Annotated in this window: 21 protein-coding genes; 14 read left to right on the top strand and 7 right to left on the bottom strand. The window is 37.7% G+C overall.

Features of this window, described 5'->3' with window-relative positions; translation table 11 throughout:
• Positions 1 to 70: 70 nt before the first annotated feature.
• Complete coding sequence (locus A3Q33_RS01925; protein WP_081178359.1) at positions 71 to 1,462, bottom strand: ATP-binding cassette domain-containing protein; 1,392 nt, start codon at positions 1,460 to 1,462, stop codon at positions 71 to 73.
• A 275-nt stretch (positions 1,463 to 1,737) separates the two neighbouring features.
• Positions 1,738 to 3,639, bottom strand: a complete 1,902-nt coding sequence (gene dnaK / locus A3Q33_RS01920) for a molecular chaperone DnaK (protein ID WP_081178358.1) — start codon at positions 3,637 to 3,639, stop codon at positions 1,738 to 1,740.
• Positions 3,640 to 3,989: 350 nt separating this feature from the next.
• Here dnaK and A3Q33_RS01915 point away from each other — a divergent pair, with 350 nt between their 5' ends.
• Both A3Q33_RS01915 and A3Q33_RS20920 read left to right on the top strand, forming a co-directional pair.
• The gene (locus tag A3Q33_RS01915; protein ID WP_081178356.1) at positions 3,990 to 4,754 is read left to right on the top strand and encodes a Crp/Fnr family transcriptional regulator; all 765 of its coding nucleotides are present in this window, start codon (positions 3,990 to 3,992) and stop codon (positions 4,752 to 4,754) included.
• Positions 4,755 to 4,900: 146 nt separating this feature from the next.
• The gene (locus A3Q33_RS20920; RefSeq protein WP_081178354.1) at positions 4,901 to 5,368 is read left to right on the top strand and encodes a prepilin-type N-terminal cleavage/methylation domain-containing protein; all 468 of its coding nucleotides are present in this window, start codon (positions 4,901 to 4,903) and stop codon (positions 5,366 to 5,368) included.
• A gap of 103 nt (positions 5,369 to 5,471) precedes the next feature.
• On the opposite strand, the gene A3Q33_RS01905 is transcribed toward A3Q33_RS20920, so the two are convergent.
• Positions 5,472 to 6,449 carry a DnaJ C-terminal domain-containing protein gene (locus tag A3Q33_RS01905; RefSeq protein ID WP_081178352.1) on the bottom strand — a complete coding sequence of 326 codons (978 nt, stop codon included), beginning with the start codon at positions 6,447 to 6,449 and terminating at the stop codon, positions 5,472 to 5,474.
• A 259-nt stretch (positions 6,450 to 6,708) separates the two neighbouring features.
• Between A3Q33_RS01905 and A3Q33_RS01900 the strand changes: the two genes are divergently transcribed.
• From A3Q33_RS01900 to A3Q33_RS01890, 3 genes are all read left to right on the top strand, one after another.
• Positions 6,709 to 6,984 carry a GNAT family N-acetyltransferase gene (locus tag A3Q33_RS01900; protein ID WP_081178350.1) on the top strand — a complete coding sequence of 92 codons (276 nt, stop codon included), beginning with the start codon at positions 6,709 to 6,711 and terminating at the stop codon, positions 6,982 to 6,984.
• 143 nt (positions 6,985 to 7,127) lie between these two features.
• Complete coding sequence (locus tag A3Q33_RS01895; RefSeq protein ID WP_081178348.1) at positions 7,128 to 8,012, top strand: type 2 periplasmic-binding domain-containing protein; 885 nt, start codon at positions 7,128 to 7,130, stop codon at positions 8,010 to 8,012.
• Entirely contained in the window at positions 8,009 to 10,006 is a 1,998-nt protein-coding gene (locus tag A3Q33_RS01890) for a putative bifunctional diguanylate cyclase/phosphodiesterase (protein ID WP_081178346.1), read from the top strand. Before A3Q33_RS01895 ends, A3Q33_RS01890 begins: the two co-directional genes overlap by 4 nt.
• Positions 10,007 to 10,162: 156 nt before the next feature.
• Here the strand turns inward: A3Q33_RS01890 and A3Q33_RS01885 are convergent, their stop codons facing one another.
• Positions 10,163 to 10,615 carry a hypothetical protein gene (locus A3Q33_RS01885; RefSeq protein ID WP_081178344.1) on the bottom strand — a complete coding sequence of 151 codons (453 nt, stop codon included), beginning with the start codon at positions 10,613 to 10,615 and terminating at the stop codon, positions 10,163 to 10,165.
• 28 nt (positions 10,616 to 10,643) lie between these two features.
• Complete coding sequence (locus A3Q33_RS01880; protein ID WP_081178342.1) at positions 10,644 to 11,342, bottom strand: PEP-CTERM sorting domain-containing protein; 699 nt, start codon at positions 11,340 to 11,342, stop codon at positions 10,644 to 10,646.
• Between the two features lie 478 nt (positions 11,343 to 11,820).
• On the opposite strand from A3Q33_RS01880, the gene A3Q33_RS01875 reads away from it, so the two are divergent.
• The 6 genes from A3Q33_RS01875 to A3Q33_RS01850 all read left to right on the top strand — a co-directional run bounded on the left by A3Q33_RS01875 (position 11,821) and on the right by A3Q33_RS01850 (position 17,954).
• Positions 11,821 to 13,425 carry an ABC-F family ATPase gene (locus A3Q33_RS01875; protein ID WP_081178339.1) on the top strand — a complete coding sequence of 535 codons (1,605 nt, stop codon included), beginning with the start codon at positions 11,821 to 11,823 and terminating at the stop codon, positions 13,423 to 13,425.
• Between the two features lie 563 nt (positions 13,426 to 13,988).
• The gene (locus A3Q33_RS01870) at positions 13,989 to 14,819 is read left to right on the top strand and encodes a PEP-CTERM sorting domain-containing protein (RefSeq protein WP_081178336.1); all 831 of its coding nucleotides are present in this window, start codon (positions 13,989 to 13,991) and stop codon (positions 14,817 to 14,819) included.
• Between the two features lie 37 nt (positions 14,820 to 14,856).
• Positions 14,857 to 15,564 (top strand): phage tail protein, encoded by a 708-nt coding sequence (locus A3Q33_RS01865; RefSeq protein WP_231295765.1) that lies wholly within the window; start codon positions 14,857 to 14,859, stop codon positions 15,562 to 15,564.
• 14 nt (positions 15,565 to 15,578) lie between these two features.
• On the top strand, positions 15,579 to 16,568 hold the full coding sequence (locus A3Q33_RS01860) for a tetratricopeptide repeat protein (protein WP_196798032.1): 990 nt from the start codon (positions 15,579 to 15,581) through the stop codon (positions 16,566 to 16,568).
• Between the two features lie 181 nt (positions 16,569 to 16,749).
• Entirely contained in the window at positions 16,750 to 17,439 is a 690-nt protein-coding gene (locus A3Q33_RS01855; protein WP_231295764.1) for a 2OG-Fe(II) oxygenase, read from the top strand.
• Between the two features lie 38 nt (positions 17,440 to 17,477).
• Positions 17,478 to 17,954 (top strand): hypothetical protein, encoded by a 477-nt coding sequence (locus A3Q33_RS01850; protein ID WP_231295763.1) that lies wholly within the window; start codon positions 17,478 to 17,480, stop codon positions 17,952 to 17,954.
• 171 nt (positions 17,955 to 18,125) lie between these two features.
• Here the strand turns inward: A3Q33_RS01850 and acuI are convergent, their stop codons facing one another.
• Positions 18,126 to 19,112 (bottom strand): acrylyl-CoA reductase (NADPH), encoded by a 987-nt coding sequence (gene acuI, locus A3Q33_RS01845; RefSeq protein ID WP_081178324.1) that lies wholly within the window; start codon positions 19,110 to 19,112, stop codon positions 18,126 to 18,128.
• A gap of 45 nt (positions 19,113 to 19,157) precedes the next feature.
• The gene (gene acuR / locus A3Q33_RS01840; protein ID WP_081178322.1) at positions 19,158 to 19,790 is read right to left on the bottom strand and encodes an acrylate utilization transcriptional regulator AcuR; all 633 of its coding nucleotides are present in this window, start codon (positions 19,788 to 19,790) and stop codon (positions 19,158 to 19,160) included.
• A gap of 215 nt (positions 19,791 to 20,005) precedes the next feature.
• Here acuR and A3Q33_RS01835 point away from each other — a divergent pair, with 215 nt between their 5' ends.
• From A3Q33_RS01835 to A3Q33_RS01825, 3 genes are all read left to right on the top strand, one after another.
• On the top strand, positions 20,006 to 21,115 hold the full coding sequence (locus A3Q33_RS01835) for a sensor histidine kinase (RefSeq protein WP_231295762.1): 1,110 nt from the start codon (positions 20,006 to 20,008) through the stop codon (positions 21,113 to 21,115).
• A gap of 3 nt (positions 21,116 to 21,118) precedes the next feature.
• Positions 21,119 to 21,949 (top strand): LytR/AlgR family response regulator transcription factor, encoded by an 831-nt coding sequence (locus A3Q33_RS01830; RefSeq protein WP_081178317.1) that lies wholly within the window; start codon positions 21,119 to 21,121, stop codon positions 21,947 to 21,949.
• 267 nt (positions 21,950 to 22,216) lie between these two features.
• Positions 22,217 to 24,865, top strand: a complete 2,649-nt coding sequence (locus tag A3Q33_RS01825; protein WP_081178315.1) for a glycoside hydrolase family 16 protein — start codon at positions 22,217 to 22,219, stop codon at positions 24,863 to 24,865.
• Positions 24,866 to 24,947 lie beyond the last annotated feature (82 nt).

Below are 24,947 nucleotides of genomic sequence, written 5' to 3'. Positions count from 1 at the left end.
TAGGTTCCTGTGCTTTAATAATTACAAATGTTGTAGAAAGTATTAACAACCTCTATTTATAAAGGGGTGATCAGAGTTTAATGTGCTGAGTAAAGTCGTCAAGCAGTTCGTCTTTTCTGTGGGTTACAAACAGTATGGTGGAATTACTCTCTTTCATGATCATTTTAATGATTTTTAATATGCGATGACGGTTAAACTCATCTAAACCTTGTGTTATTTCATCAAGGATCAATAACAATGGTGCCTTAATTAAGGCTCTTACGATAAGTGCTAACCTTTGTTCACCAAAACTTAAATCGTTAAATAATGTTTTTTCTTTATGAATTAACCCCACCTTTTTTAACCATTGCTGAGCGTATGTTATGTGATATGTTTCAGGTTGTTGATACAGACCGATAGAATCAAAAAAACCTGAAAGTACTACCGTAAGTAAATCTGAGTTTACGCGATATTGGCGATGCAATTCAGGCGTAACTATGCCCATATCTTTTTTTAATTGCCAAATAGTTTCGCCACTACCTCGTTTATGACCAAATAATGTTAAGTCGTTGCTGTAGCATTGCGTGCACTCGCCCGTTATTAAATGTAATAACGTTGATTTACCACTCCCATTTCGGCCGGTTATTAAGGTATGTTGCTGGGGCTTTACACTGAAATTCAGCCCCTGAAAAACGGTTTTACTTTGATAACGCACAGTGCCATTAACTAATTTTACCAAATAATCAGGTGCATTTAACTTAGTCGCATAAAACTGTTCCGGTAACGTAATAGGTTCATCATCGTCTTTAAAAAAATCATCGAGTTTGGCTTGTGTTTTAGCACAATGTTGAGTGCCAATAACGTTAAAATCTCCCTGTTTAATTACTGCTAATTGCTCACACCAATCTGGGATGTCGATACGGTTACCCAATAGAAGGATAAGCGTGATATTGCTATCTTTAATAATACGTTTAAAAAGTGTCGATAAGGTTTGGCTACTTTCTTGATCTAAACTGTCAAAGGGGTCTTCACAAATAATCATTTTCTTTTCATGCAGAAGTGCTGAAAGTATCAGTAGTTTACGGCTTTCACCTGAGCTTAATTGTCGGTAACCAGAGTTTAATAAATCAGCTAATCCTACGAGTTTAATAAGCGGGTCGTTTAATTTATCTTGAGGTAAAAACTCTTTCACTAACGTGCCAAGATCCTGCTGATCTATGAAGTCGCTATTATCGATTTTTAACTCGTACTCATATACTTTTTGTTGTGCTTCAAAGGAAATAATAGCGATGTCATTTGGCGCAGGTAAGTGCATTGTGTCTACAGATATTGGCGTTATTTCTCGCGATAGCAATTGAGCAAGTTCTTGTCTTCCTGAGTCATTAGTGCCTAGGATGCACCAAGTATTCGAATGGCTAATTGGCCAACTCTCGACCATTAATTTTGCATGACAATAATTTTTAACTTCAAATATATTCAACATAAGCAACTTTTTGAAAAACAGTATAGGCCATTATTTTCTACTATTTTATGCTTTGCAAGCTTAATCATTGATATTGCTTGATTTCAGGTCTTAATTACTACTCGTTAAGGTATTACTTGTGGATCTTTAAAAGCTCATAACGAGTCAAAAATAAAAAATTATAATTGTATGGAATTTACTGAGATTTTATATGCCATAAAAAACCCCTAATATTAAATATTAGGGGTTTGTCTTCAGCTCTTAACTGATAGCTATTAACTTATAGCTTCAAGCTTTTAACCATTACTGACATCTTCAAACTCAGCATCAATAACATCTTCCTTGCTAGCTTCATCATTGGCAGCATTTCCTTGAGGTTGCTCTGCTTGCTGTGACTGCGCTTGTTGAGCTTGCATCATGTTAGTGTAAGCCTCTTGTAATGCTTTTTGTCGCATTTCAATTGCGCCTTTGTCATCACCATTAACCGCCATTTTCAGTTGCTCGATTAAGGTGTTAAGCTCGCCTTGTTGATCTTCACTTAACGTGTTCATCGAAGTTTGTACGGTATGAATTAATTGATCCGCTTGGTTACGTTGCTCAACGAGTTCACGCTTTTTCTTATCTTCAGTTGCGTGCATTTCTGCATCGTTCACCATACGATTAACTTCATCTTCCGTTAAGCCACTTGATGCGGTAATTTTAATGCTTTGCTCCTTACCAGTTGCTTTGTCTTTGGCGGTAACATTTAAAATACCATCAGCGTCAATATCAAAGGTGACTTCAACTTGTACTGAACCGCGTGGGCCAGGGTTAATATCTGTTAAGCTAAATTGACCTAACGATTTATTATCTGTTGCCATTTCACGCTGGCCTTGTAGCACATGTACATTAACCGCAGCTTGATTATCTTCAGCTGTTGAGAACGTTTCAGAAGCACGTGTTGGTATGGTGGTATTTTTATCAATAAGCTTGGTCATTACACCGCCTAAGGTTTCAATACCCAGTGATAATGGCGTTACATCAAGTAATAGCACATCACCCACTGTTCCTGACAACACACCCGCTTGAATCGCTGCACCCATGGCAACCGCTTCATCTGGGTTTACATCTTTACGTGGTTCTTTGCCAAAAAAAGCTTTAACGGCTTCTTGCACTTTTGGCATACGTGATTGACCACCAACCAAAATAACTTCGTTAATATCGCTTTTGCTTAAACCCGCATCTTTTAATGCTTGCTCACATGGGGCGATGGTGCTTTTTACCAAGTCATCAACTAGTGACTCTAATTTGGCGCGAGTAACTTGTATCTTTAAATGTTTAGGGCCATTAGCGTCAGCGGTAACATAAGGTAAATTCACGTCGGTTTGTAATGCTGATGACAACTCTATTTTCGCTTTTTCAGCCGCTTCTTTAATACGCTGTAGGGCTAAAGGATCTTGTTTGATATCAATACCACTTTCTTTTTTGAATTCATCAGCAAGGTAATTTATTAAGCGTAAATCAAAATCTTCACCACCTAAAAAGGTATCACCATTGGTTGCTAATACTTCAAATTGCTTTTCACCGTCAACATTGGCTATTTCGATAATAGACACATCGAATGTACCGCCACCTAAATCGTATACAGCCACTTTTTGGTCAGCTTTACTATTTTTGTCAACACCATAAGCTAATGCTGCCGCTGTTGGCTCGTTAATAATACGTTTGACATTAAGCCCGGCAATTTTACCTGCATCTTTTGTTGCTTGGCGCTGTGAATCATTAAAGTAGGCAGGTACGGTAATAACCGCGTCTGTTACTGTTTCACCTAAATAAGCTTCAGCATCTTTTTTTAGTTTACGTAACACTTGTGCTGATACTTCTTGTGGCGATAAAGCTTTGCCATTCACTTCAACCCAAGCGTCACCGTTACTTGATTTAACGATTTTATAAGGTGCAAGTTTAATATCTTTTTGCACTTCTTTATCTTCAAATTTACGACCAATTAAACGTTTAATCGCAAATAATGTATTTTTAGAGTTTGTCACCGCTTGTCTTTTTGCTGGTTGACCCGCTAATGTTTCATTGTTGGCATAAGCAACAATTGATGGCGTGGTACGGCTACCTTCCGCATTTTCAATAATTTTTGCAACGCCGCCTTCCATCACTGCTACACATGAGTTTGTTGTACCTAAATCAATACCAATAGTCTTAGACATAATAATCACCTATTCTTTTAAAACTTCATAAAAAGGTCTGATGCTTTATGGCTATATTCCAGTAAGCAATTTGACCGTATAAACAAACTTGTATTAATGGTTTAACGCAAGCTGTTTGGTTAGTGGGGCTATAATACGGAAGGTGGGTAAATGCTTCTGTCACAAATATGACAGTTGTGACAACTTTCTATTTTTTATATTAGATAATATATTTTAGATAAATAAATCAATAGATTATTAGTTGTGACTGGTTGGCACCAGCTAAATAAAAGCCAAGATTAGCTTTTGCTATATAGCGACAACGGAGTAGAATAAAATCACACGCTCCACTACAGTTTAAATTTTTACTTATGAATAAAAATGTTACGCATTTGCCACAAAAAGCCAGTCCGGTGTTAGTAAAACAAGCGAATATTTTTGCAGATTTACCGGCAAAATTAATTGAGGATTTTCAACAAGAATTCCAGCTTGATGAATGGCGCAAAGGTGACTACTTTAATTCAAACCTACTTACTCAACGTTTTTTTGTCGTACTTGATGGCAGCATAGAAATTAAACAAAGTAATCCAGAAACGGGCAGAGAAGCGACTTTAGATATGCTTTATGCCGGGGATTGTTTTGATTTAATGGTGTTATTAGATGATCAACCCCATGACGTGATTGTTTCTCCTTTAACTACAGTTAAATTGCTGTCGGTTAAACTGTCCACCATGCGACACTGGTTATGGACCTATCCAGAATTTAATCAACAGTTTATGCCTTATTTGGCAAAAAAAATGCGTGAAAAAGAGCAACAGGCAAGTGATTTAGTTTTGCACGATGTCACCACACGTTTAAGCCGTATTATTTTAGAGCACATCAATAAAATTAAGTTTTATACCGGTGCAAAAGCCGAAGAACATCAGCATCATTTAGTGAATGGTTTAAACGATGAAACATTGGCACGAATGACCGGCTCAGTAAGACAAGTGATTAATAAACAACTACAGCACTGGAAAAAAGCAGGTACCATTGATAAAAAACGCAATCAACTGATCGTTAAAGATTTAGAAGCTTTAGAAGAAGCGGCAAAATACACGCAAACACTCGCTAATGCACCCTTGGTTAAATCGTAGTCGAGAGTCTGCTTAAATATAAACTCTGTAACGCTTTTGTTACAAAGACAAGCTAAATGTATTATTTAGCGCTAGGTACCCACTTTTATTCAAAATATAAGAATGTTAAATTAAGCTAAAATATTGCATTTGAGTAAATTCACCATATGAAGAAACAGTCGGGTTTCACGTTAATAGAATTAGTTATTGTTATTATTATTTTGGGTATTTTAGCCGCCACGGTTTTACCCAAATTTATAAATTTGCAAGGTGATGCGCGACAAGCTGTAATGAATGGACTTAAGTCATCGTTAGAAACAGCATCTACTTTTACTTACACTAAAGCGATTATTGAAGGGGTAGGGAATTCCTTTGATGAAACGCTGTCATCAGGTATTAGAATAAGATATGGCTATCCCTATGCAACCCAAGAGAACTTAAAGTTGGTACTTAATTTTACTGAAGACGACTTTAAACTTACCGGAACAGATCCCGCGATAATATTTACCCTTGCCAATGATACTGAGGGTTTGACCACCAGTGAAATTGAAAGTGTTGGCGTCTGTAAGCTTATTTATACCCGAGCAGATCAAGGCGAACGACCAGATATCACTATTTCCGGTTGTACCGAATAACTATGACAAAATGTATTAGTGCAGTTCAGGGCCAAATGATTCAATGGCCCAATGAAATAGTGCCACACTGAAAACTCAGTATGGCACCTTGTTATAAACTTAATTAAGCATCTTCTTTTTTCTTTGCACTAGCATCTACATTGCTGTTCTCATTATCCGAGAGGGCTTTTAAAGATTGATAAAGCGCTTCTTCTTCGGTTGACAAACTTTTTGGAAAAACAATTTTTAGTTTTACAAAAAAGTCTCCGGCAACTTTACAAGGCAGTCCTCGGCCTTTTAAGCGCATTTTACTGCCGCTACTGATTAACTTAGGCAAACTTAAATCAATATGTCCTGTAGGTGTTGGTACTTTTACTTTTTCACCTAAAGCTGCTTGCCATGGACTAATACTAAGCTCTGTTGTTATATCAGCACCTTCAACAATATATAAAGCATTCGGGTTGAAACCTACTTCTAAATACAAATCGCCATTTGGTGCGCCCCCAACACCCGCTTGCCCTTGCTTTTTCAAACGTATTTTTTGACCTGGTTTAATACCTTTTGGGATACTCACCTTTAATGTTCGGTCTTTATTTTGCGTTCTTCCTTGTTGATCAATCACTTGGTCTTGTAGTGTGAAATTGCGGGTTGCACCGGTATAAGCATCTTGCAAATCAATCAATATTTTTGCGTTACTGTCTTGTCCTTGCATAGACCGACGACCTTGTCCTGCATGTTGACCACCACCGAAGCCGCCGCCAAATAATGATTCGAAAAAATCACTAAAGTCGCCTTGACCGCCAGCACCCGCATTAAAGTTACCGTTGCCTTGTTGGTATTGATCTTGCCAACTTGGTGGTGGTGTAAAGCCTGATTGACCTGCTTTCCAATTGCTACCAAGTTGATCATAGGCTGCGCGCTTTTCTTTATCACGTAGCACTTCATAGGCTTCGTTTATGTCTTTAAAGCGAGTTTCGGCATCTTTTATTTTACTGACGTCGGGATGAAATTTTCGCGCTAATTTCCGATAAGATGTTTTAATTTCATCTTGGGTAGCGGTTTTATCGACGGCCATAATTTTATAATAATCTTTATAATTCACACTGACCTCCTGCACATTTTCTGCAGATAAATTTTAAACTGAGTTTTACTAGATAAAGCCGATGACGATTAACATAAGGTTACAATCACCGACGAATAATTTTAGATAAATATATTTGATATTACCCAGTATAAATACTGAGGAAAATAACCAATGTCAGCTATATGACACTTCTTGTGAATTATGACATGTACAGGTTGAAATTTCGTGCTATTTTCAGTAGAAATAAATTTAATCAAATTGATCTAAAAGGAAACATATGTCGTATCTACTTATACATAATGAAGCAGCATCTAAATATGAATATCACATCGAAAGACACATTGCTTATATCACTTACGATGATCAAAATGGACATATGCATTTAACGCATACTATCGTTCCTGAAGCACTTGCTGGCAAAGGATTAGCTAAAACACTTCTTGAAGCTGTGCTTCAACAGATAAAAAAAGATAACAAACAAGCCGTTGCAAAGTGTTCGTATATTGTTAAGTATTTAGAAAAGTATCCTGAAGCAAAGCACTTTTTTGTTTAACTATTTCGCTAGACTATTTATGAAGCGCTATGTTACTTAGCAATTTGGATTACACAGTTTACCCGTGAAGTGCCTTATAGTAACCGTCTACAACGGTGTTTTTTTATCCGTTAATTTATACTATAATTACAAGGAAAATGGGAATGTATATGAGAATTTTCTTACTGATTTTTATCGTGTTTTTGCTGTGTTCTTGTCAGCCACAGTCTCATGATCATACCTTGAGAATATCGGCAACTAACTGGCTAGGCTACACTCCACTATTCTATGCGAAAGAAAAAGGTTCACTTGCTCTAATCGATATTAAGCTTATTAATGTTGTCTCCTTAAGTGAAAATATGTACCTCTTTAAAGCTGGTAATTCTGATGCCTTTTGTGGCACTCAGTACGAACTCTCAATTTTAAAATCTCAGTTGCCAAACGTAGTGCCCATCATGTTATTTGACCGTTCAAATGGTGGCGATATGGTCATGAGTAATCATTCAATTTCTGAGTTGCAGAATAGTACCAATGAAATTGATGCTTACTTAGAGATGGATTCTATAAACTTCACGGTGTTGAATGACTTTATTTACAAATTTAACATCGACGAGAAAAGGGTTAACTATATTGATAGAGACCAAAGTGCTATTTCCTCGCTGACAAATAATGAACCTAATAAGCAGATATTAATTGTTACCTATATGCCTTACGACTCTAAATTAAAGCATAACGGTTTTAAAGAGATTATATCAACGAAGAACGGTCTTGATTTACTTGTAATAGACGCGCTTTTTACCCGTACAGAAGAGTTTATTGCACACAAAGCACAATTTATTGCCCTTAAAAAGCTGGTTGATGAAGCCATTGCCTCATTACACTCGGATCCTAAAGAGTTTTATGAAACCATAAAACCCTATTTTACTGACTTGACCTATGAAGATTTTGTAACCGAGCTGCACGACATTGAATGGATTAATAAAGAACTTGAAGATGCATTAAAGCTGCGTATGCAAGAGTCAGATTTTTCAACTAAAGAGCTCATATGAATTTAACGATTAAAAAAGTCGCCTTTGGTTTAATCTTTTTCTTACTTACCGGTATGTATATTATATTTGCATATTATTACTTTTCTCAGCGTGATATTACCGCAAAAATTATTGTAACAAGTATAAAAAACGACCTTTCTGAACTGTCCTATGTTTTATCAAAGCAAATAAAAAAAGAGCCCATTTCTTCTGCTAGACCATTGCTTGATAGAAGAGCAGCTAATAATAAATATTTGAGTGCTATTGCGATCTTTAAAGATGACGAACTAGTGATGACAACCGAACATAAGTACTCAAAAATACCAACAGCAAGCGACTTGTATTTTGCTCCGCATAAAAGTGATTTTGTGTTTCTGAATGACAAAAGTGCATTACAGGGCAATATTTACTATTACCAGGGGAAGTTAATTAAAAATTACGCACTGGTTTTCTATTTTGATAATGAATATATCAAACATAACTTTACGCAAGCGAAGCGCGATTTTATTCTGTTTTTTATCCTTATCCCCATTATTTTTGTGGCTATAATTTGGTTGGTTATTGGACGACTAGTCGCTTTGCCGCTAGCAGCTTTACGCCAATATGCGTACGATCATTCAAATATTCCCAAGCCGTTTAGCATTCGGGAAATCGAATATATACGTGCTTCTATGGTGCAAACATTTAGTCGACTAGACCAGGAAAAAAAGGAACTTTATAACTTAGCTAGAACAGATTCACTTAGTGGACTTGCCAACCGAAATTACTTGCAGGAAAGAGTGGAACAAATTATAGAGGTGAGTAACAGAGAGCAAAAAGAATTTGCACTATTATTTTTAGATCTAGATCACTTTAAGTCAGTTAATGACTCTTTAGGGCATGATGTTGGCGATGAATTATTAAAAAGTATTGCTCAAGCAATACAAAAAATTCTACGTGTTAATGACGTTGTAGCACGTATCGGTGGTGATGAGTTTGTTATTGTATTAACGCATTATAAAGACGATATTGAGTTATATGAAATCATCGACCGTATCCAAACTCAACTCATGAAAGCATGGTTAATTAATACCTTTACCATCCAAATTACCAGTAGTATCGGGATCACGGTTTACCCTAAAGATGGTGGTGATCTTGTGACATTAATGAAGAATGCCGATATTGCCATGTATGAAACGAAAGCACGCGGTCGGCGAGGGTATCACTTTTTTACTGAAAGCCTTAATGTCAAAACTCAGGAATATATAGAGCTGACAAATGCCATGCGTGAAGCGCTGAAAAACGATCAGTACGAGCTTTATTACCAGCCACAAAATGATGTGAAAACAGGTATTATAACTGGCGCTGAAGCACTTATTCGCTGGAAAGATTCTAACGACGTCTTTATTCCACCTAATGTTTTTATCCCTATTGCTGAACAGAATGGCTTTATTATTGAGCTTGGTGATTGGGTACTGGAAACAGCGATTAAACAACTGAGAATTTGGGAAGATAATAACTATCAGCTTAGAATGTCGATTAATGTTGCAGCTCAACAAATTCTTCAACGAGGATTTGTTTCTCATCTCGAGTCTTTAATAGACACCTATAAAGTAAGCGCCAACAAAGTTTTTTTAGAGATTACTGAATCTGTATTTTTAAATGACAGCAAAGCGGTACATAAAACATTTTCGGCCATTAAAGCACTAGGTGTTAAAATATCACTCGACGATTTTGGTACCGGTTATTCTTCGTTATCCTATTTAAAAACCTTTCCTATCGATGTACTCAAAATAGACAAGGCATTTTTGGATGATTACGATACCCAAGAGGGCGCAATCTTTATTGAAACCATTGTTAATATGGCTCAAACGCTAAAAATAAGTGTAGTGGCGGAAGGTGTTGAAACGCGTGAGCAAGTGAACTACTTAGCATCACTAAACTGTGGTTATTATCAAGGCTATGTGTGTAGTCCTCCCGTTGAAATTAATACTTTTGTTCAACTGCTTAATGAAGTCGTTGTGCTAAAAGTGTAATGGGTTTTTAACTCATACTTTATCGATTCAACTTATTAATTATTTAGTTTTATTAACTTCGTAAAGTAAGTCTGAGGCAATGATAACTTTTGCACATGCTTCATTCAGATATTATACGAATACCTAAAGCATAGCGGCTTAAACATGACGCAATAGTTACTGTGTAAGTGTAAATTTAATCGATTTAAAAATCCGTTTACCCTGATCTAACTTAACTGTACTTTTAAACTCGATTAACATCGAAAAGCTCGTATTACCTGAAATATTAGGAATGGTTAGTGCCATTTTGTTTTGCTGTATTAATATTCGCCCTTGATGGCCGTCAACTATAATTGGCTCAGCAGTCGCAGACATTAGCTCGCGAAATGTTGAAGCATACAAGCCTAAGTCATAACTTAACAGTAAATTTTTGTTCTCTAATTGACCTGCGATTGAATCTATAATTTGTACATCAGCTGCTTTTAAACTTAAAGGACGATCAAAACACAGCTGGCTATTCGGACAAAAAATCTGCCAATTATCGAGTGACTTTGGATCATGGCTATTTGCAGGACTTATAAATATTAAAACAAGTAAAAAGATTAATAAAACTGATTTACTAGGTAGCATGATAGCTCCATGAACTAAAGAAACTACGCTAATTGAGGGTAGATTTTAATTGTTGATATGATTTAAGACTGTTTTTTCTAACTAAAAATCCCACAGAAAGCAGTAATAAAACTAATGTGCTTGGCTCTGGAACAGGTGTACTAGCGATTGCAACAATTAACACCGGATTAATATCAATCCAATACTCTATATCGCTCGTCTGTCCATTATTTTGCACTAAAAAACTGTTATGTATTCTTGCAACCTCATCTGTGGTCAACGTGGTATTGTTATTTAGCAAGCCATTCATTAGAAATTGACCAGATTTGTGAGGTAATCCTAAGTTATGGCCAAGTTCGTGAGCTAATAATTCACCACCAAAACGACCTGCGGCGAACGACGATTCTACAACAAAGTCATTCCCTGGAAACTCACCACAGCCGACGATATTAACGTTTATTATTCCGCATGCGCTAATAGAGTCTATAAAATAAAAATTTACCACATTAAATGCACCTACATGAAGATTAAATAGCTTAAAAACCTCTCTGTCACTTGATATATCTAGAAGGTCAGGGAAAATTAATTCTGTTGATGCCCCTATACGAATATCTATTGGTCTACTTCCAAAACTCGATTGTGAAAATATAGCATCTAGAGCAAGTTCATTGGTGGTAATAAAGCCCGCTTTAGCTTGAGTTATAACAAATAATCCCATAATGAAAAGTAGTGATTTTAATACTTTCAAAGGAGTTCCTTAATAATTGTAGAAAGGGCGAGGTGCTTTTTATCATTCACTTATAATCTTTAATTATAGGCGATACAAGACATATTGCGCGTTATTGTTGCTGAATTATAGCGATAGACTAGCTTAGGAGTGAGTAGCTGTTTGAAAATGTAATAAAATAAGATAGTAAATTATAAGTAGACCTTTCTGTTGAACTGAACTTACAGGATGTTTTTAAGGCAAATTTTAATTTAAGTACACAAGCCTCACCAGCATTAAATCATACAATAATGCACTGTTTATAAAATAATCAATTAAAAGCAAAGTTTCGGTGGGGGTCAGAGCATTATTACTGTATAATGCGCGGCTTTATTACGGTGGCTAGGCAGTTGTATATCAATACATCTGGCTTGGTTACAACAATCACAGCATTAACTATCACTTTAAAGCTATCCGTTAGCACTTGTGAGTTTAGTTAACGGAAAATAGGAATACCTCTTTGATCACTACATCGAACATTACCATGCAATTTGGCGCAGAGCCGTTATTTGAAAACATTTCGGCTAAATTTGGCAACGGTCACCGCTACGGTTTGATCGGCGCAAATGGCTGTGGCAAGTCTACATTTATGAAAATACTGAGTGGTGATTTAGTGCCAAGCTCAGGCAATGTATCGGTAAGTACAGGCAACAAAGTCAGTACTTTGGGCCAAGACCAGTTTGCTTTTGAAGCACACAATGTTATTGATACTGTGATCATGGGTGATATGCCGCTATGGAAAGTTAAGCAAGAAAGAGATGCTATTTACGCACAAGCTGAAATGAGTGAAGCCGATGGTATGCGTGTTGGTGACTTAGAAAGCGAATTTGCAGAAATGGACGGTTACACCGCAGAAAGTCGTGCTGGCGAAATATTGCTTGAAGCAGGTATTGATGAGTCGTTTCATTACGGTTCAATGCAGCAAGTAGCACCGGGTTGGAAACTACGTGTTTTACTTGCACAAGCCTTGTTCGCAAACCCAGATATTTTACTACTCGATGAGCCTACCAACAACTTGGATATTCATACCATTAGCTGGTTAGAAGGTGAGTTGAACAAACGTAAATGTACTATGATCATCATTTCGCATGATAGACATTTCCTTAATTCTGTTTGCACACATATGGCGGATATTGATTACGGTGAACTACGTGTTTACCCAGGTAACTACGAGTTTTACTTAGCACAATCTGGTTTACTACGTGAGCAGTTATTAGCCGGTAACGATAAAAAAGTAGCAGAAATTGCCGAGCTACAAGACTTTGTTAACCGTTTTGGTGCTAATGCATCAAAAGCAAAACAAGCGAGTTCTCGTGCAAAGAAAATGGATAAAATTAAACTTGATGATGTTAAATCATCGAGTCGCATAACGCCTAAAATTGCTTTTGCTCCAGGTAAGAAAATGCACCGTCAAGCCTTAGAACTTGAAAATTTAAGTCACGGCTTTGATGGTAAAATATTGTTTGAAAAAGGCGACTTATTATTAGAAGCCGGTGCCAAGTTAGCAATAATTGGCGAAAACGGCGTGGGTAAAACTACCTTGTTACGTTGTTTAATGAGCGAGTTAGATCACCTAGAAGGTGTTGTTAAGTGGTCTGAAAATGCTTCAGTGGGTTATTGTCCACAAGACAGTGGTTCATTTTTTGACAATGACTTAACGTTAATGGAGTGGATGTCACAATGGCGTCGACCTTGTCATAACGATTTAAGTGTTCGTGGTATGCTAGGCCGTATGTTATTTACTGATGACGATGCGAACAAAAAAGCGCGTAACTGTTCAGGTGGTGAAAAGAACCGCTTGTTATTTGGCATGTTAATGATGGCTGATATCAATGTCTTGATCATGGATGAGCCAACCAACCACATGGACATCGAAGCGATTGATGCACTTAATAACGCGTTAAAAGACTTTGAAGGTACATTAATTTTTGTTAGCCATGACCGCGAGTTTGTTTCAAGCTTAGCAACACGTATTATTGATATTAAAGATAAAAAGTTAATTGATTTTCAAGGCTCGTTAGATGAATACCTTGATAACCAAGAACAAGTGAAAAAAATCGCTTAGTTTTTTGAATACAACTCACGTACTTCATAAATATATTAATCTAAGCGCCAGTTAAGAGTAGTAAGATACAGGGAGTGTATCTTACTAAAATTCCAGTATTGACCAATTCAGCAAATATAACTTCTTAAATAAGCAATTCAAAACTCAATTACAGTCTTAATCACATTCTCTCTTCCCGTAAATTATAGATTTCAAAGAAATTATCAGTTTATCACCAATATCAAGCTATCGAACAAGCTAATTGGTATCAATGAAAATTATCGATAAGAGTTATCACTTCCTGCTCAGTAGCTAGTTAGCGTCACTGATAATATATCCTCCTAATTTTAAGTAATGTTTACACCTTCAATAACACTACTTTTTAGCAAAGTTTACTGATAAAAACAGTATGAAAGAATTAAAAACCCCTCCGATAAATACCTTTTAAATATGTCATAAAATTTTACACTTTCTATTTATTACATTTTACTAAGAATAGTAAGTTGCTGCTTTTATGTACAATTTATGAATGGGCTTAAAGCTTGCATACCTGCTACTAACAACTTATTAAAAGGATTACACGGATGCGTAAAATTATAAGAATTTGTTCCATTCTATGTGCTTTAGTTTTTATTACACCGACGGCTACAGCCAGCTTAATTACTTCAGATCTTAATATTACAGGTAATGTTGAATTTGATACGGTGAATTCAACTTTTACAACCGGCAACGCCACTCAAAATGCTGATATGTCACTTGTTATCGGTGGCGGTACGTCTCTCACCACTATTGCTAATATTACCCCTACGGGCGTCAATCCTTTAGGTGGAACACTCACTGATTATGGTGATGGCGTAGGCGTTAGTGCTATTGCGTCCACTACGGCTGGCGTCACTAGTGAAGTTCCTGACTTTATCTTCGATATAGGTTTTTCATTGAGCAATAGTTCGGCAACTGACAGCTACCAAATATTTTTTGAATTAGCGTTTTCAAATTTTTCTGACGCAGATGGCAGCGATGCTTTTGTTGATGCTGAAATTAACCTATTTAATAGTTTACTCGATGAATTGTTTTTTTCAGATTTAACTTCAGATACGGCTTTTGGTGATCAAAAAAATGGTACTGCTTTGACTAGCAGTGGCGCTACCTTATCTGATAGTGGCACATTCCTTTTTGATATTACGTTATTAGCGGGTGCTTCCAATAGTTTTTCTGCGTTATTAAAAATGGATGGTGGTGCTTTTGATAACACGTCTATTTTTAATGCTCGTACTAGTGCCTTTATTAGTGTTGTTAGTGCTGATAATTTAACTAATACGCCCCAGCCCCCTTCACCAGTTCCAGAGCCTAGTACCTTCATACTGTTTTTTATAGCGATGTTACTATTGCAAGTGAAACGTAGAGCAAAAAATTAGTCGTTAATTTATTATTTACCCTTTAAGGAAAATGAAAATGAAAACATTAAAACTAATAAAGTTAAGTTGTATTTTAGGACTTACATTCACTGCTATCTCCATACCAATGAAAGCATCAGCCTGTTCTTCTCAACCTTTTCTTGGCGGAATGTGCGCTTTTGGTGGCAATTTTGCCATTCGAAGTTGGGCAAAAGCTGAAGGACAATTACTGGCGATTTCTAGTAATACGGCGTTATTTTCACTACTAGGCACAACTTATGGTGGCGATGGTAGAACAACTTTCGGCTTACCTGATTTGCGTGGGCGTTCGCCTATCGGTCAGGGACGTGGACCAGGACTTAATGATTATCGTTTAGGACAAAGAGGCGGTGCAGAAACTCATACCTTAAATGTTTTACAAATGCCGGTTCATAATCATACGGCAACGACAACAACGGCTAATGTTGTTGACACCAGTGCTACAACGATAGCATTACGTGCTTTGTCCGCCAGAAGCAGCACCAATATTCCCACTGACGCTGTTTTAGCCAATAGCCCTAATCGTGAAAATATTTATAATAGTGGTGCTCCTAATGTCGATATGAGTGCGGATTCGATTGCTTTTAATTTAAGTGTCGATGTAAATTCCACGTCAGGTACCGTAGTGAATAATAACGGTAGTAGTCAGGCTTTTAGTATTCGTGGACCTTACCTTTCACTTACTTGGCTAATAGCCTTACAAGGGATTTTTCCTTCGCGCAGTTAATGGCGTTGTTAAACATGAACAAACAATTTAAATATCACAAGATTCAAGGTCGATTAACTATCGGCCTTATTTATTTCATGTTACTAATATTCTTCAACCTGCCTGTTTTTGCTAACGACACTGATGATTGGGCTGGCCCATTGCGCAATGCTCAGGCATTACTCGCAAAGCAACAATATGAAGCCGCATTAGTAGCCTTTAAAGAGCAAGATTCTTTAGAAAATGGTCTTGCGCAATTTAATGTCGCGTTATTTTATGATTTAGGTTGGGGCATTCAGCCAAGCCGATCAATAGCCTGTCAGTGGTATCAAAAAGCTGCAAAGAATAATATGCCAGGTGCTATGCAAGCATTGGGGCAGTGCTTTATGCAAGGTGAGGGCGTTGAGCAAAACAAAAAGCTCGCTTATCATTGGTTCGTAAAGGCGTTCGAGCATGGCATAGCTGATGGAGCATGCCAGGCGGGTGAGTTATTGCTTAGTGGTGATGGTGTAAAAGTTGATTTAATTGCTGGGCGGCAACTTTGCCTTGAAGCTGCTAAAAATGGGGCATTAAGTGCACAGATTAAACTTGGTAAATGGTATTTCTACGGGCAATATTTCCCGCAAGATTATCAACTAGCTTTTAATTGGTTACACCGTGTTGCTAATGAAAAATCGCCTAGTTCAGCTTATCTATTAGCGCAGTTCTATGATCAAGGTATCGGCATGGATGTAAATGAAATCCTGGCACTGCGTTGGTATGAAATAGCGGCATTAGGTAAATATCAACAGGCTTATATGCCAACAGCGTTATTGTATTGGCAGGCGTTTACTAATGCAAAAGATAATCAAGAACAACTGTTAGCCAAAAGCTACTTATGGGCAAAAATATCCTCAACCTCATCTGAACTAGGGTCAGAAAGAATGGTTGCAAAGAAGTTGTTGGGGCAAGTTTTAAATCAAATGCCTGAAACGTGGCAGGAGAGTCTAGATAAAAAAATAATTAACCACTTAACCGAACCTTAACATGGGGTAAGGCTATCTTTGGGATCAGCGGTTTTAGGTAAATTAACTCTGTAAATAGTTTTATGAACTTTTGCCAACGAAAGCCCACGCTTATGTTGGCACATAATGCTATTATGAAGCATATTTCATTTTATTAGATTAACACCACCATGTTAGTTTTCCTCTCTAAGACATTCTCTCGTTGAATATAGCTCAAGCTATTCCTCTCGGTGATGACCCAACATTATTTGAATCACTTTTTGAATTAATCGCGAGTGATATTGTCGATAAGGGTTTCAGTATTTGCCCTTACGCTTTACCTGAAAATTTGACTTCGCTATTGTTACAACATATTACTCAGTTGCCTGAAGATAATTTTAAGCGCGCTGGTATTGGTCGAGCAAAAGATCATGTTATTAATGACTTTATTCGCACCGATGAAATTTGTTGGATAACAGGGAATACCGAGGCAGGTGGTGCGTGGATAAACTGGGCTGGCTTACTGCAAAATTATCTAAACAAGCGCCTGTTTCTAGGCTTATTTTCTTTTGAAAGTCACTTTTCCCATTATGCCAAGGGCGATTTTTATAAGAAGCATAAAGACGCTTTTAAAGGTGAAGATAACCGTGTGTTATCTGTGGTGGTTTACCTTAATCCTAATTGGTCTGCAGAGGATGGCGGAGAATTAATTATTTATCCTCCAAAATCAGCACAATCAAGCATTATTGATAATGGTAAAATAACGGTAACACCAAACTTTGGCACCATAGTCGTTTTTTTAAGCGAAGAGTTCCCTCATGAAGTATTACCCGCTTTACGCGATCGTTATGCTATTGCGGGTTGGTTTCGTTTAAATACCAGTATTGCTAATAATATTGATCCACCGCGTTAGTGCAAGCTCATGGAATGTAGGGTAAAGGAGAAATATAATTGCCAAAAAAATTAGTTAAAACGCCTCATGTTATGAGTGATCTCACTGACATTAACCAAGAGTTAGAGCCACTTAAAGCTTTGGCTGATCGTGAACTTGCTTCTATTTATGGTTTAACGGGTATGGTGTACACCCCATATATAGATGAATATATGCAGGTGAGTATCAAAAAAGCAGCGATACTAGCTTGCTTAAAAAACCAAGGTTATTTACCGCTGTCGGAGGTTGAAATAATTACGGCAGAATTAGATTGCTTGCATAAAAGAGCCAGGAGCAATGCGGTTTTTGAATATAAAGGTAATGAATATAAGCGTCGATTTTCACCACTCAAGCTGAGTAAGTCGGGTAAAAATGTACAAAAGTGGGCTAAATTTTGGTTGTTGCAATTACCTAATGGCAAAGTGGACCCAAATTGGGAGCGGCAAGTACGTGAAATTTGGCCGGCATACTTTCTTATCAGAACCATCAATATGTAATTAACCCAAGTGATTCATTACCTGTTTATTCTTCATGTCTAAAAATAGACAACAGCGAGTTGTAACATTGATGACTCACAGCTTTTGTTAAAACGCTAGATACAGAAGTATTGGAACTCCATACCTAGCGTTTAGCTATTTAAGTCTTTACCTATTTAAGTAATTACCTATTTAAGCGTTTACATCAACAACAACGCGTCCGGTAACCTCACCATTAAGTAACTTATCAGCAACGGCTATAGCATCATGTAGGCTAACCGTGGTCGCGATTTGTGACATTTTCTCAGCTAATTGCGTCTGTTCAAGTCGACTCCATGCGTCTAACCTATCTTGTTGAGAGCGCATAACACTATCAATACCTATTAACGAAACGCCTCTTAAAATGAAAGGTGCTACCGTTGATGGAAAATCCATTCCTTGTGCTAAACCACAAGCGGCAACACAACCGCCGTAATTAATACTAGCGCAAACATTGGCAAGGGTTGTACTACCAACAGAATCAATAGCCGCAGCCCAACGTTCTTTCATCAGAGGTTTACCTGGGGCTGATAATTCTGCACGGTCAATTATCTCTTTTGCACCTAATTTCTTTAAATAAGCAGCTTGTTGTTCACTGCCCGTTGACGCGGTAATGGTATAGCCTAATTCAGCCAAAATTCTAATGGCAAAACTGCCAACACCACCGGTTGCACCCGTGACTAAAATATTACCACTTTCTGGGGTAATACCGTGTTTTTCTAATGCCATAACGCAAAGCATCGCCGTGTATCCTGCAGTACCAATGGCCATGGAATTAAATGGTGTAATTCCTTCTGGTAATGGAATGAGAAACTCGCTCTTAATACGCGCTTTTTGCGATAAACCGCCCAGATACTTTTCGCCGACACCGTAACCATTTAATAAAACATGATCACCAATGTTAAATTTATCATTATCACATTGCTCAACAACACCAACTAAATCTATACCCGGTATCATCGGGAAACGTCTAATTACCGGCACCTTACCGGTAATAGCTAAGGCGTCTTTGTAGTTGATGGTGCTATAAAGTACTTTGATAAGCACGTCACCATCATTTAAATCTTCATCACTAAGTTCTTTAATAGTGGTGTGATAGCCTTGGCTATCATTTTTATCAATCACTAAACTTTTAAACATTATTCTCTCCAATTAAATTTGCTGGTCTATAAATAGTTAAAAAAATTACTTTGCTATTAATTGTAAAAATGTATCGATAAAAATATCGATGGGGGTTAGATCTTTTCTCAATTTACTTTTAGCTATTGCGCCTTCCCATCCCATCCAAAAAAAGCTCGCTAAGGCTTTACAGTCAAGTGAAGCAGGAATGGCGTTGTCTTGTTGTGCTAAGTCCAGGCAATGGGCTATTTTTTGTTGCCAATCAGCAAACGTAGTCAATAGTTGCAGCCGATGGCTTTCTGGCAATAGGGTGACTTCTTGTTCGAGGTTGCCAATTAAGCAACCGCGTTTGAAATTATATCGAGCCATGCCATCTTTAGCGTCGTTGGCAAAGTTAGCAATACGCATGAGGGGCTTATTATTTTCATTGAGCAGGTGTATATCTAATTTTTTAGCAAAGTAACGGCTGTATTCTTCAATAACCGCGATGCCAAAGGCTTCTTTGCTAGCGAAGTAATGATAAAAAGAGCCTTTGGGCACAGATACTTTTTTTAGGATCAGATCAATACCAGAAGAGGCAAAACCAAATTCAGTAAAGTATTCAACACCACTTTGCACTAGTGCCTGTTTTGTTTGACTGCTATCTCGACCTGATTTAGCGGGCCTGCCACGTTTAGCGGCTGTATTATTTTTAATCATGATTATATATTAGACCGATCGTCTATTTAAATGCAACCTATAAATAGAAACTTCTCAATTAAAGGCAAAGTGCTTTTAACCTCATTATTGTCTCTATGATGTGTTATCGCAGATATGACTCGTTTTGACTCATTTCTTGCTCGTTGGCTACAATTTGTTATATCTTTATCAATAGTAATGGCCAACTTTTTGACTTATCTATAATGGAAATAACAGTGGAAAATCATGCAGAAAGTACACTTGAATTAGGCCCACAAGCTTTTTCAAAGCAAAGCCATCAATTTTGGACTTTACAAATAACCGGTTGGTTAGGTTATGCCGTGGTGGTTTTTTTAGCGATTATTCGTCCACAACTCGGCTTAGAAGGCTTTAATTTTTCAGGGCAGATGATAAATTTGGTGCTAGAAACCCTCACTGGTTTTCTTTTATCTTATTTACAGTGGCAATTGATCAGAAAAATTGTGCATTTACCCCTGAAAAAAACTTTGTTGTTAAGCTTTGTTTCCGCGGCTTCATTAGGGTTGTTATTTAATGTTATTAAGTTAAGTTTTTACAAAATGTTGGTTTATCAACAACAATGGAATGAGGCGTGGAATACGCTAGAGTTTGGTGGCTGGTTAATGTTCTCATTAACTACCATGTTTGTTTGGACCTCGATATATTTTATTATGCTTTATAACACTAAGTTGCAAGGTGAACATGAAATGTTGCTGCGCGCCCAAACAGCGACTAAAGACGCCCAGTTACAAATGTTGCGTTATCAGCTCAATCCGCATTTTATGTTTAATACCATGAACGCTATATCAACATTAATTTATAAAAACGAAAATGATAAAGCTAATGAAATGCTTGATAAACTGTGTGAATTTTTTCGTTATTCATTAGATAAAAATGACAAAAGTAAAACAAGCTTGCAAAAAGAGCTTGAGCTAATTGAGCTTTATTTATCCATTGAAAAGGTCAGGTTTGGCGTTCGATTAAACGTAGAAATAGATGTTTGTAAAACAGCATTGGCTTGTCAAGTACCTTGTATGTTGTTACAACCTTTAGTGGAAAATGCCATTAAATATGCGATTGAATTAAGAAAGTCTGGCGGTAAAATTAGAATCAGCGCTAAAAAATCGACAGATCGTTTATTGATACAAGTTGTCGATAATGGTCAAGAAAGCCAAGGTAAGGTCAGTGATGGTTTTGGTATCGGTTTGAGTAATACAAGAGCTAGATTAAGTGCTATGTTTAATGGTGACTATGAAGTGAATATTACCGATACTGATGAGGGCGGTACTATGGTCTCTATTTCTATTCCTTTTGAGAAAAAAACTTAACCTATGATAAACAAACCGTTAACCGCAATTATTGTTGATGATGAACCTCTTGCTTTAGAGGGATTACGACTAAGATTGGAGAAATTGCCAGAAATTGAAGTTATCGCAGAAGCTAGTGATGGTGATCAAGCTATTCATTTATGCCAAACCTTGTGCCCTGATGTATTGTTTCTAGACCTACGCTTACCTGGGTTAAATGGTATTGAAGTTGTACAAGCATTACAGGCCGATATTTTACCTATGATAGTTTTTGTTAGTGCTTATGGTGAATATGCTTTAGAAGCCTTTGAACTTAATGCGATTGACTATGTTTTAAAACCCGCTAACTTAGGGCGCTTGCAAAAAACTGTAGAACGTATAATGCAGCGTGTTAAGCCGGTAGATTCAAGTAAAGAAAAGTTCAAACTTTTACGTGCCTTGGGCGAAACTTCAGGTATTGCCGTAACGGAGTTAGAGAATTGGTTAGCCTCTGATTTACCGCTGCCAACACTTTTTAATCAGGAATTAGTGATTAAAAATAATGATCACGAAAAAGTATTTTTACCGATAAAAGATATTCGCTGGATTGACGCTGCCGGTGATTATATGTGCGTTCACACTCCCCATGAAACTCATGTAGTGCGAATAACCATGAAAAAACTGGTCAGTCAGCTCGACCCTAAAATATTTACGCGCATACACAAATCTACGCTAGTGAACGTTAACTGCATTAAAAGTATTAAACCATTACGCAACAGTGAAAGTATTCTTGAATTGGGTGATGACGTACAATTAAAAGTCAGTCGTAATTACAGTTCAACCATACAAAAAATTGTAGAATCTAAACAAATTTAACCCCTTGTCGTACTTTTGTAACGCCTTATCCCTTATATGCATCTAAAACCTTCCATACCGCATGCTATAACCACCATAGCGCATTTTGTTTGTAACTATTTGTAATTTGAATCAGTATGATTTCAGGGGGTAGTCTGTAGTTGTGTTGTAAGTTGCAATTATGGCTACCGAGCTATGCTGCTAATTAACTCGCATAAATAATATAATCAAAATCATTGCGAGTTTTCTTAGTACAACAAAAATAGTTGGGTAATTGGAAAATACATTATGTTAAAAGCTGCAAAAAATATTACACAGTTGTTTGCTTTACTATCAACCATCACCTTAATAGGGTGTGGTGGTAGTAGTGCTGAAACTGAAACAAAACCTGATAAAATCGATCCACAGCAACCCGTTAGTGATTGGGGCTTGGTGTGGAGTGACGAATTTGATGGCGACGCTATCAATGCGCAAAATTGGACACACGAAGTTAACTGTGCCGGTGGTGGTAACCAAGAGAAACAATGTTACACCGACAGCGCAGACAATTCATTTGTACAAGACGGCATGTTAAACCTTGTTGCTTTACCGGCCGAAGATGGCGCTGCCTTACCTTATACTTCAGCGCGAATGATTACACGATATAAAACAGACTTTAAATATGGTCGCGTTGAAATGCGCGCTAAAGTGCCTTCAGGACAAGGTAGTTGGCCTGCATTTTGGATGATGCCCACTGATGAAGAATATGGCGAATGGCCACGTTCGGGTGAAATCGATATTTTTGAATCGGTTAACTTAGGTGCTGCTAGAGATGATGGCACCGCAGAAAATCATATTTACGGCACTATACATTACGGTAAAAGCTGGCCTGACAACTCATCATCAGGTAAAGCTTATAGCTTAGCTGATGGTGTTAGCCCTGCTGATGACTTTCATACTTATGCCATAGAGTGGCAAGAAGGTGAAATTCGTTGGTATATGGATGGCTATTTATACGCGACACAACGTCAGTCAAAAGTGCGTTACAACAGTAAAGATGAAGCGGTTGGCTTAGCGCATAGAGGTTGGTTTACTGAATACTTCGATCAAGTTTCTGGTGAACTTAAAACTCATTGGGACACGGCGCCGTTTGATAAAGATTTTTATTTAATTCTTAATTTTGCCGTTGGTGGTAGTTGGCCAGAAAGCGTCAACGAAACAGGTATTGACGCAAGCGCTTTTCATGCGGAAAATAAATATGTAGTTGATTACGTAAGAGTTTATCAATGTCAGTCTAATCCTGAAACCGGCAAGGGTTGTGAAACAGTTAGACCTGGCTACGATAAAGCAGAAGATGGCCTTGTTGAAGGTAAAGCTCCAGTGCCATTACCACCGAGTGACGGCGTAGCTAAAAATCTAGCTATTTTTGGTGGCACGTTAGATGCTAACTGGACCGCATGGGATTGTTGTGGCGGCACAACACCTGCCATTATTTCGGATGCAGATAAAGGTGACGTAGTTCAATTTAACATTAATGATAACAATGGCACCGTATTAGGTTTTTCCACTCGTTCAGGCCACTTTCCTGCCGGCTTTACTGGCGATTCAGCGCCATTTGATGCCTCTCCTCTAGTGGACTTAAACGGCACATTGTCATTTGAAATGAAAGTCGTTACACCTCCTACATCTGCAACAACTTGGTTACTAAAAGCAGAAGCTGGTGACGGCGGACCAAATACAGGTGATGTTGCGCTTAATACCAGTGTTGAAGGTTTAGACCCAGTGGTTGGTCAATGGCAAACTTATACTTTCTCATTAGCTACGCTGCAAGAAAAAGGCTTAGACTTAAGTGCGATTGATGTCGTGATGGTTTTCCCTGCTTGGCAAACTGGTGAAGGTGCTGAGTATTTAATTACCAATATGAAAATTGAAGGTGATGTTGGTGCTTCTCCTGAACTTGTAGTTTTTACTGATAACGAAAATCCAAGCTGGCCAATGTGGGATTGTTGTGGCGGCTCTACGCCAACGGTTGAATTAGATGATGAAGCACACGGCAACGTAGCAGAATTTTCAATTGGTGCTAATCCAACAGTCATGGGCTTTATTTCACGTATAGACAACACTGAAACTCCTGCGCCATTCGATGCTTCTGCCATTCTTTCTAATGGTGTTATTCAATTTGATATGAAAGTAACTTCAATGCCTGGCGATGCTGCTTGGATGTTTAAAGTTGAATCAGATAATAATGCCAGCTTTGCTGAACTGCCTTTAACTGACAGTGTTGAAGGTGTTGCTCCTGCGATAGACCAATGGCAAACATATACATTTAACCTCTCTGATTTAGCCGATGCTGGTTTGGATGTAAGTGCTATTGACGTACTAATGGTATTCCCTGCATGGGGTGCCGGTGAAGGTGCAATATATCGCTTAGATAACGTGAAAATTCACGATCCAACTGACGCTCCAGGTATCAATGTTTTATTTGCCGATGATGCTGCAACAGGTTGGTCTATCTGGGATTGTTGTGGTGGTTCAACACCAACACTTGAAAATGATGACACTGACCATGGTATGACCGCTGAGTTTGTTATCGGTGCACAGCCTACAGTTATGGGAATTCTTGCTGACGATGACGTATTTGTTGATGCGTCAGCTATTTTAGCCAGTGGTGTGGTGCAATTTGAGCTTAAAGTTATAACGGCTCCAAACGATGCCTCATCTACTTGGTTGTTTAAAATTGAATCTGATGGCGCAACTACTTTTGCAGAGCTTGCGTTAAATACAAGTATAGAAGGTCTAGACCCTGTTGTTGGTGAATGGCAAACATACACATTCTCATTACAAACACTATTTGATGCTGGTTTAGATATTAGTTTCATTGATGTAGTGATGGTCTTCCCTGCATGGGGTACTGGTGAAGGTGCGGTATATCGTTTAGACAACGTTATGATTTACTAGCCAATTCAGTAATAGACGCATAGTAGATAGCAATTAAAAAGTTAAGCGGCTTTTCAGAGTACAACAAGTCGCTATTAACAAA

The sequence above is a fragment of the Colwellia sp. PAMC 21821 genome, from assembly GCF_002077175.1.
Classification (GTDB): Bacteria; Pseudomonadota; Gammaproteobacteria; order Enterobacterales; family Alteromonadaceae; genus Cognaticolwellia.
This window is presented reverse-complemented; position numbering and strand designations above follow the sequence as displayed.

Coding starts and splice junctions, on each gene's coding strand:
- dnaK (WP_081178358.1), bottom strand. CDS start 3,639: ATGTCTAAGACTATTGGTATTGATTTAGGTACAACAAACTCATGTGTA.
- A3Q33_RS01915 (WP_081178356.1), top strand. CDS start 3,990: ATGAATAAAAATGTTACGCATTTGCCACAAAAAGCCAGTCCGGTGTTA.
- A3Q33_RS01885 (WP_081178344.1), bottom strand. CDS start 10,615: ATGCTACCTAGTAAATCAGTTTTATTAATCTTTTTACTTGTTTTAATA.
- A3Q33_RS01830 (WP_081178317.1), top strand. CDS start 21,119: ATGATAAACAAACCGTTAACCGCAATTATTGTTGATGATGAACCTCTT.
- A3Q33_RS01860 (WP_196798032.1), top strand. CDS start 15,579: ATGAACAAACAATTTAAATATCACAAGATTCAAGGTCGATTAACTATC.
- A3Q33_RS01870 (WP_081178336.1), top strand. CDS start 13,989: ATGCGTAAAATTATAAGAATTTGTTCCATTCTATGTGCTTTAGTTTTT.
- A3Q33_RS20920 (WP_081178354.1), top strand. CDS start 4,901: ATGAAGAAACAGTCGGGTTTCACGTTAATAGAATTAGTTATTGTTATT.
- A3Q33_RS01895 (WP_081178348.1), top strand. CDS start 7,128: ATGTATATGAGAATTTTCTTACTGATTTTTATCGTGTTTTTGCTGTGT.
- A3Q33_RS01825 (WP_081178315.1), top strand. CDS start 22,217: ATGTTAAAAGCTGCAAAAAATATTACACAGTTGTTTGCTTTACTATCA.
- acuI (WP_081178324.1), bottom strand. CDS start 19,112: ATGTTTAAAAGTTTAGTGATTGATAAAAATGATAGCCAAGGCTATCAC.
- acuR (WP_081178322.1), bottom strand. CDS start 19,790: ATGATTAAAAATAATACAGCCGCTAAACGTGGCAGGCCCGCTAAATCA.
- A3Q33_RS01865 (WP_231295765.1), top strand. CDS start 14,857: ATGAAAACATTAAAACTAATAAAGTTAAGTTGTATTTTAGGACTTACA.
- A3Q33_RS01900 (WP_081178350.1), top strand. CDS start 6,709: ATGTCGTATCTACTTATACATAATGAAGCAGCATCTAAATATGAATAT.
- A3Q33_RS01925 (WP_081178359.1), bottom strand. CDS start 1,462: ATGTTGAATATATTTGAAGTTAAAAATTATTGTCATGCAAAATTAATG.
- A3Q33_RS01890 (WP_081178346.1), top strand. CDS start 8,009: ATGAATTTAACGATTAAAAAAGTCGCCTTTGGTTTAATCTTTTTCTTA.